Source organism: Methylobacterium sp. WL6, from assembly GCF_008040095.1.
Taxonomy (GTDB): Bacteria; Pseudomonadota; Alphaproteobacteria; order Rhizobiales; family Beijerinckiaceae; genus Methylobacterium.
In genome coordinates this window covers 1-800 of record NZ_VRVH01000629.1, presented here as the reverse complement: position 1 = coordinate 800, position 800 = coordinate 1, and the positions used below count along the sequence as shown (strand labels likewise).

The 800-nt window shown below is 75.6% G+C and carries 1 protein-coding gene; it reads left to right on the top strand.

All coding sequences use genetic code 11. From position 1 onward, the window contains the following. Positions 1–204: 204 nt before the first annotated feature. Positions 205–672: a DUF4381 family protein gene (locus FV230_RS28860; RefSeq protein WP_147844791.1), complete on the top strand. Its 468-nt coding sequence runs from the start codon at positions 205–207 to the stop codon at positions 670–672. Positions 673–800: the final 128 nt, after the last annotated feature.

Genomic DNA, 800 nt, shown 5'->3' with positions numbered 1-800 from the left:
GGCCCGGAGGCCTACGCCCCGCTGATGGAGCGGCTCGATGCGGTGTTGTGAAGCCGCCGCCGTTTCCCTCCCCCCCTGCTCCGCAGGGTACCCTCCCCCGCACCCAAGTCGGGCCTGCCCGACTTGGGCACACGAGGTGCGGATCTCGGGCTTGCTCGAGATCCGTCGGGGGGAGGGGGTGCGTATGCCCGCAGGCGGAAAACGATGACCCCCGCCGACGCTCCTCCCACCCTCGAGGCCCTGCGCGGGCTGCACCTGCCGAACCAGGCGGCGGGGGCGATCTCCGGCGAGGTCGTGGTCGCGATCCTGGCGGGCTTCGCCGCCGCGCTGCTCGTCGGTCTGGTGCGCTATCTCCGGGTCCGCGCCCGCGCCACGGTCCGCCGCGCGGCGTTGCGCGATCTCGCCGCCGCGCGAAACCTCGACCCGGAGGCCCGGCTCGTGGCGCAGGCCCGGCTGCTGCGCCGCGTCGCCCGCACCGTGCAGGGCGAGGACGCGGCGAGCGCGCAAGGAACGGCCTGGGCGCACAGGCTCGACGGGCTGTTCGCCACCACCTTCTTCACCGAAGGCGCCGGGCGCGTCCTCGCCGAGGGGCTCTATCGCCGCAGCGACCGGCCGGACCCGGCCGTCCTCGATGCCGAGCTCGGGCGCCTGATCGGGCGGATGCGCGGATGAGCCTGCTCCCGGCCTGGGTCACGGCGCTCGGTTCCGCGTTCGATTGGGCGGCGCCGCTGGCGCTGCTGCTGCTGCCGCTGCCGCTGCTGGTCCAGCGCTTCGTCCCGGCCGAGGCCGCGGGCGGCAGC

What these genes read in the sequence shown, in the direction of transcription:
- FV230_RS28860 (WP_147844791.1), top strand. Translation starts at nt 205, where the DNA reads ATGACCCCCGCCGACGCTCCTCCCACCCTCGAGGCCCTGCGCGGGCTG.